7 protein-coding genes are annotated in these 6,239 nt (G+C 61.0%); all 7 read right to left on the reverse strand.

Going from position 1 to position 6,239, the window contains the following annotated elements; genetic code table 11:
- Positions 1 to 61: 61 nt before the first annotated feature.
- Positions 62 to 892, reverse strand: coding sequence for a sigma 54-interacting transcriptional regulator (locus tag ACF8R3_RS08685; protein WP_058638168.1), 831 nt, complete (start codon positions 890 to 892; stop codon positions 62 to 64).
- Positions 893 to 953: 61 nt separating this feature from the next.
- Positions 954 to 1,535, reverse strand: a complete 582-nt coding sequence (locus ACF8R3_RS08690) for an alpha/beta hydrolase (protein WP_058638169.1) — start codon at positions 1,533 to 1,535, stop codon at positions 954 to 956.
- Between the two features lie 156 nt (positions 1,536 to 1,691).
- Entirely contained in the window at positions 1,692 to 2,681 is a 990-nt protein-coding gene (locus tag ACF8R3_RS08695) for a sulfate/molybdate ABC transporter ATP-binding protein (protein ID WP_058602853.1), read from the reverse strand.
- Between the two features lie 3 nt (positions 2,682 to 2,684).
- On the reverse strand, positions 2,685 to 3,557 hold the full coding sequence (cysW, locus tag ACF8R3_RS08700) for a sulfate ABC transporter permease subunit CysW (protein WP_058602852.1): 873 nt from the start codon (positions 3,555 to 3,557) through the stop codon (positions 2,685 to 2,687).
- 11 nt (positions 3,558 to 3,568) lie between these two features.
- A complete protein-coding gene (gene cysT / locus ACF8R3_RS08705) occupies positions 3,569 to 4,387 on the reverse strand; it encodes a sulfate ABC transporter permease subunit CysT (protein WP_058602851.1) in 819 nt (272 codons plus the stop codon).
- An 83-nt stretch (positions 4,388 to 4,470) separates the two neighbouring features.
- Positions 4,471 to 5,478, reverse strand: a complete 1,008-nt coding sequence (locus tag ACF8R3_RS08710; protein WP_058602850.1) for a sulfate ABC transporter substrate-binding protein — start codon at positions 5,476 to 5,478, stop codon at positions 4,471 to 4,473.
- 50 nt (positions 5,479 to 5,528) lie between these two features.
- Positions 5,529 to 5,711, reverse strand: a complete 183-nt coding sequence (gene oscA, locus ACF8R3_RS08715; protein WP_003248957.1) for a sulfur starvation response protein OscA — start codon at positions 5,709 to 5,711, stop codon at positions 5,529 to 5,531.
- Positions 5,712 to 6,239: the final 528 nt, after the last annotated feature.

Below are 6,239 nucleotides of genomic sequence, written 5' to 3' on the forward strand. Positions count from 1 at the left end.
TTTTATTTCGCTGCTTATTCCAAAAGCAAAATGCCACCAGCGCGTGTGCTTATGAGCGCCTCTACTGTGGAGTATTGGGCAGGTCCAGGTCTTCGGGCAGGAGTTCGGGCCCGTCATTGACCAGCAAGGCGAAGTGGATGACGTTTTCCAGCTCGCGGGTATTGCCGGTCCAAGGGTGGTGCTCGAGCAGGCGCTGTGCAGCCTCGCTTATCAACGGCACGGGCCGCTGCAAACGCCCGCTGTAGATGCCAACGAAGTATTCCGCCAATGCCAGGATGTCCCCCGGGCGCTCGCGCAGCGGCGGCAGTTCAAGGGCGCCCTCGCGCAAGTATTGATACAACCGCTCGCTGAAGCGTCCTGCCTTCACCACCCGCCCCAGGTCAATGCTCGTGGCTGCCACCAGTCGCACATCCACCGGCTGCGCCTGGTGTGCGCCTACGCGGGTGACTTCGCGGTTTTCCAGTGCCGCCAGCAGCTTGGCCTGAATGGCCGAGGGCAAGTCGGCGATTTCGTCCAGATAAAGCGTGCCGCCGTTGGCCGATCCGAACCAGCCAGCGCGGCTGCTGGCGGTGCCGCCATGGCTACCGGCGCTATAGCCGAACAGCTCTGCATCGGCATAGGTTGGGCTGATGGCGGCGCAATTGACCGACACGAACAGGCCGGGGCGGTCGCTGGCGCGGTGAATCTGGCGGGCCAGCAACTCCTTGCCGGTGCCGGTTTCACCGCGGATCAGCACCGGCAGCGGCAGCGGCGCCAAGTGCTCCAGCTCCGTGCGCAATCGCTGGGAGCGCGGATCGATGAAGACCAGCGCCTTGGCGCGAATGCTCAGCGGGCTCTTGTCGAGTTCGGGGAATGTCAGCAATGGCTGGCCGAAGGGATTCTGATACGTCATGACGAGCTCCCGCCCCTGGCCTGCGGCGGCTGGGCGTGTGACGGATGGAAACGGACGCCGTTCAGGCGCGGCGCAGCGCGCGTTGTTCGATGCGGCCTTGCAGGCGATACAGGTAGGCGAATCCCTGCTCCCAGCACTCATGCCCGGATTTCACGTTGATGTGACCGGCGCCGGTCAAGAGCCCTGCTTCTGCTCCCCACTGCTGGGCCATGTGCAAAGCGCGCGGGACGCTGACAGCGGGATCGTTGTCCGAGCTGACCACCTGGCTTGGAAAGGGAAGCGCCGACTGCGGGATGGGCGAAAAATTGCGCAGCGCCGGCGCGCACCCTGGTCGCTCGACATCCGCTGGCGCTACCAACAAGGCGCCGCGCACGCGACCGAGCAGACCGGCTGCGGCCTGTTCGGCCCAATGCGCCACCGTGATGCAGCCCAGGCTATGGGCAATGAGGATAACCGGGTCGGGCTCGGCAGCAATGGCAGTATCCAGCGCCTTTACCCAGTCCTGGCAGAGCGGTGTCAGCCAATCGCGCTGCTCCACGCGTGCGCTGTTGGGCAGGGTGCGCTGCCAGTGGCTTTGCCAATGATTGTCCGGCGATCCCTGCCAGCCTGGGATGATCAGGTAGCGAACTGATTCGTTACGCATGAAGTGGGTCTCCAGTAGCTTGCGTGCTTGGAAACCCAGTATAAAGCGGCCTATATATACTTAAAGGAATAAAAAGAAATTTATTTATAACCTTTAAGCAGCTAACCGGCGGATGTTTCCTGGCGACACCGCTTTATCCGCCCCAAACCCATCGCCTTAAATGGCTGGCAGTTTCTGCCAGACCTTCGGCCGGAAGAACAACGTCTCGCCCCGGGCCAGCCCTGTCAGGCTGTCGTGGTCCTTGACCACCTCGGCTTCGATCAGCTCACTTTGGCCCTCGACTTTCAAAGTCACCCGCGTGGTGGCCCCCAGCGGGCGAATGTCCCGGACTTCGGCGGCATGGTGGCCCTCGGTTTCGTGACGTGACAACGACACTTCGTGGGGACGGAACAGCACATGCTGACCCTCGCTCAAGGCCAGGCGGTTGGAATCACCCAGGAAGTGGTAGACGAAATCGTTGGCGGGTTGTTCGTACACTTCGCCCGGCGAGCCAATCTGCTCGATCACGCCCTTGTTCATGACCACGATACGGTCAGCTACTTCCATGGCCTCTTCCTGGTCATGGGTCACGAATACCGAGGTCAGGTTGATATCTTCGTGCAAGCGGGCCAGCCAGCGGCGCAGCTCTTTGCGCACCTTGGCGTCCAGCGCACCGAAGGGCTCGTCCAGCAGCAACACCTTGGGCTCTACTGCCAGGGCGCGGGCCAGGGCGATACGCTGGCGCTGACCGCCGGACAACTGCTCCGGATAACGATCGGACAGCCAATCGAGCTGCACCATGTTCAGCAACTCGTGCACTTTCTGGGCAATGCTGCTTTCGCTCGGGCGTTCACCCTTGGGCTTCATGCGCAGGCCAAAGGCGACGTTGTCGAACACGGTCATGTGCCTGAACAGCGCATAGTGCTGAAACACGAACCCGACATTGCGATCGCGTACATCGTGCCCGGAGACGTCCTCGCCATGAAAGACGATGTTGCCCTGATCCGGCGTCTCCAGGCCGGCGATGATCCGCAGCAGTGTGGTCTTGCCGCAGCCCGATGGGCCCAGCAGCGCTACTAGCTCACCACTGTTGATGTCCAGGTTGATACCATCGAGCGCCTGGAAACTGTTGAAACGCTTGCTGACGTTACGAACTTCGATCGACATGAATCATTCCTCCGCAGCGCTATGGCGCAGACGGTTAATACGGTTCTCGCTCCACTGCTTGAGCAGCAGGATGAAGAGCGCCAGGATCAGCAACAGGCTGGCCACGCTGAAGGCCGCCACGTGGTTGTACTCGTTGTAGAGAATTTCCACATGCAGCGGCAAGGTATTGGTCACACCGCGAATATGCCCGGAAACGACCGACACTGCGCCAAACTCCCCCATCGCCCGTGCCGTGCACAACACCACGCCATAGATCAGGCCCCACTTGATGTTGGGCAGCGTTACGTGCCAGAACATCTGCCAGCCATTGGCACCGAGCAGCCGGGCGGCTTCTTCTTCCTGGGTGCCTTGCTCCTGCATCAGTGGAATCAGTTCACGGGCTACGAACGGCACCGTCACGAAGATGGTGGCCAGGACGATGCCCGGCAGGGCGAAGACGATCTGGATGTCGTGATCCTGCAGCCACGGCCCGAACAGGCCCTGGGCGCCGAACATGAGTACGTAGACCAGGCCGGCGATCACGGGCGACACTGAAAACGGCAGGTCGATCAGGGTGACCAGAATACTTTTGCCGCGGAAGTTGTACTTGCTCACGCACCATGCCGCGCTGACGCCGAACACCAGGTTCAGCGGCACCGAAATGGCAACGGCAAGCAGGGTGAGCTTCAGGGCCGACAACGCGTCGGGTTCGAAGATGGCTTCGAAGAAGGTGCCGAACCCATTCTTCAGGGCCTGGGAAACCACGATGACCAGCGGCAACAGCAGAAACAGTGCAAACACCAGCCAGCCAAGGCCGATAAGCAGCCGCCGCGATGTGGCGCTGCCGCGACGGGCGGCGTTGGCGGCGGCGGTTGCATTCAGGGAAGAACTGGACATGCCGACCTCCTTCAAGGGGTTTCGATGCGGCGCTGCAACAAGTTGATCAGCAGCAGCAGGATGAAGGAAACCACCAGCATCAACACGCCGATGGCGGTAGCGCCGGTGTAGTCGTACTGGTCGAGCTTGACCATGATCAGCAGGGGCAGGATCTCGGTTTTCATCGGCATGTTGCCGGCGATGAAAATGACCGAGCCGTATTCACCCACCCCACGGGCGAACGCCAGGGCAAAGCCGGTGAGCCAGGCCGGCAGCAGGGCCGGGGCCAGCACATGGCGAAACACCTGCAGAGGTCTGGCGCCCAGGCAAGCAGCGGCTTCCTCAACCTCGCGCGGGATGTCTGCCAGCACTGGCTGTACCGTGCGCACCACGAACGGCAGGGTGACGAACGTCAGCGCCAGGGTAATGCCCAGAGGGGTGTAGGCGATCTTGAAGCCCAAGTCGGTCGCGAACTGGCCGACCCAGCCCGCCGGCGCGTACAGCGCAGTGAGCGCAATGCCGGCCACTGCCGTTGGAAGGGCGAAGGGCAAATCGATCATCGCGTCGATGATCTTGCGTCCGGGGAAGGTGTAGCGCACCAGCACCCAGGCCAGCAGCGTCCCGATCACACCATTGATGATCGCGGCAAACAGGGCGGTGCCAAAGCTCAGCTTCAGCGCGGCGATGACCCGCGGCGCGCTGATGATGGTCCAGAACTGTTCGAAGGTCAGCTGTGAGGCATGGATGAACATGGCCGCCAGCGGTATCAGCACAATCAGGCTGAGGTACACCAAGGTGTATCCCAGCGTCAGCCCGAAGCCGGGTATGACGGGGGAAATGCGACGTGACATAGAGATCCCTGGTTGAATGCACGTGGCCCGGGAACCATCCCGGGCCGTGGTAGGCGTCCGAATTTCGGGTTATTTCTTGGTCCTTACTGTGCCTGATAGATCTGGTCGAACACACCGCCATCATTGAAGAATTTTGGCTGTGCGCTCTTCCAGCCGCCGAAGTCCTTGTCGATGGTCACCAGGTCCAGCTTGGGGAACTGCTTGCCAAATTCAGCCGCCACCTTCTCGTCACGCGGGCGGTAGAAGTTCTCGGCAGCAATCTTCTGCCCAGCCGGGCTGTAAAGGTGTTTCAGGTACTCGGTAGCGATTTCGGTATTGCCCTTTTTCTCGGCATTCTTGTCGACTACCGCCACAGGCGGCTCAGCCAGAATCGACAGCGATGGCACGACGATGTCGAACTTGTCAGCCCCACCGTCCTCCTTCAACGCCAGGAAGGCTTCGTTTTCCCAGGCCAGCAGCACATCGCCCTGACCGTTGTTGACGAAGGTGATGGTCGAGCCGCGGGCGCCGGTGTCCAGTACTGGCACGTGCTTGAACAGCTCCTGCACGTAGGCTTTTGCCTTGTCCTCGCTACCGCCGGTTTTCAGGCCATAGGCCCAGGCGGCGAGGAAGTTCCAGCGCGCGCCCCCGGAAGTCTTGGGGTTTGGGGTAATGACCGAGACGTCCTTCTTGATCAGGTCGCCCCAATCCTTGATGCCCTTGGGGTTGCCCTTGCGTACCAGGAATACGATGGTCGAGGTGTAGGGGGTGCTGGCGTCCGGCAGGCGAGTCTGCCAGTTTTCCGGCAGAGTCTTGCCGAGCTTGGCGATTTCGTCGATGTCCCCGGCCAAGGCCAGGGTCACCACGTCGGCGCGCAGACCGTCAATCACCGCACGGCCCTGTTTGCCCGAGCCGCCATGGGACTGCTGGATCTTCACCTTGTCGCCCGGATGGGCCTGCTGCCAGTGCTTGATGAACTCGGCGTTGTACTGCTGGTACAGCTCGCGGGTCGGGTCGTAGGACACGTTCAGCAGTTCGTAATCCTTGGCGATGGCGGAACCGGCAAACACAGCACTGGCCAGAGCGGCAAGCGCATAACGGCGGATGGACATGGTGAAGCTCCCGATTGGCATTTTTTCTAGTTCTGGAAGGTGGGGCGTGTTCAGCCAGGCTTGTTGCCAGGCTGCTGCAGGCGGAACTTCTCCTTGCGCTCGATCTGTACCACCTGGGCGTTGTGCACGGTGATTTCCACGGCGCCAAAGCGCAGATCGCGCAGCGCGCTCTGGATCTCACGCAAGATGGTGGCTTCGTCCTGACCGTCGATACTGCGCAGCGATGCACTCATGCTCGTTCTCCTTGGAGTGAGATTGCCGGGCAGAGGTTTGAATGAGGGTTTGCGCCTGGCGTGAGGGCAATAGTAGTGGGGGCGAATTATTCTTAAAAATACTATTTAAAAATGTTTATATAACCTTTTTTAAGATTATTTGATGCCCTTTCTGCATGGATTCATTAGCGCTGCGCACGCGCTCAGTGGCGTACTCGCGTCTAGCAACCCCTCGCCTGAAAGCGGGCTATGACACGGAGAGTCGCTGGCCTCGGGATCGTGGCTCACGGCAGCGACCTGCCAAAGCCTACAGCTGCGGGTGCAGGTCCCCATTGTAGATACAAGGAGCGACCTCTCCGGGTCGCCAGACCGGCGAGGCTGCACACATGGGGGATCGGCTAGCCTTCCAGGGGCGGTGCAAGGCAGTTGCTTCGGCATGGCCCCTAGGCACGGTAATTCAGTCATCACACGGTCAAGGTAGGAGCAACTATCTTTCACCGCATCTAAGGGCCAGCATCTCTGGGGCTGCTGCGCAGCCCATCGCGGCAC

This window comes from Pseudomonas sp. FYR_7, from assembly GCF_043106155.1.
Lineage (GTDB): Bacteria > Pseudomonadota > Gammaproteobacteria > Pseudomonadales > Pseudomonadaceae > Aquipseudomonas > Aquipseudomonas parafulva_B.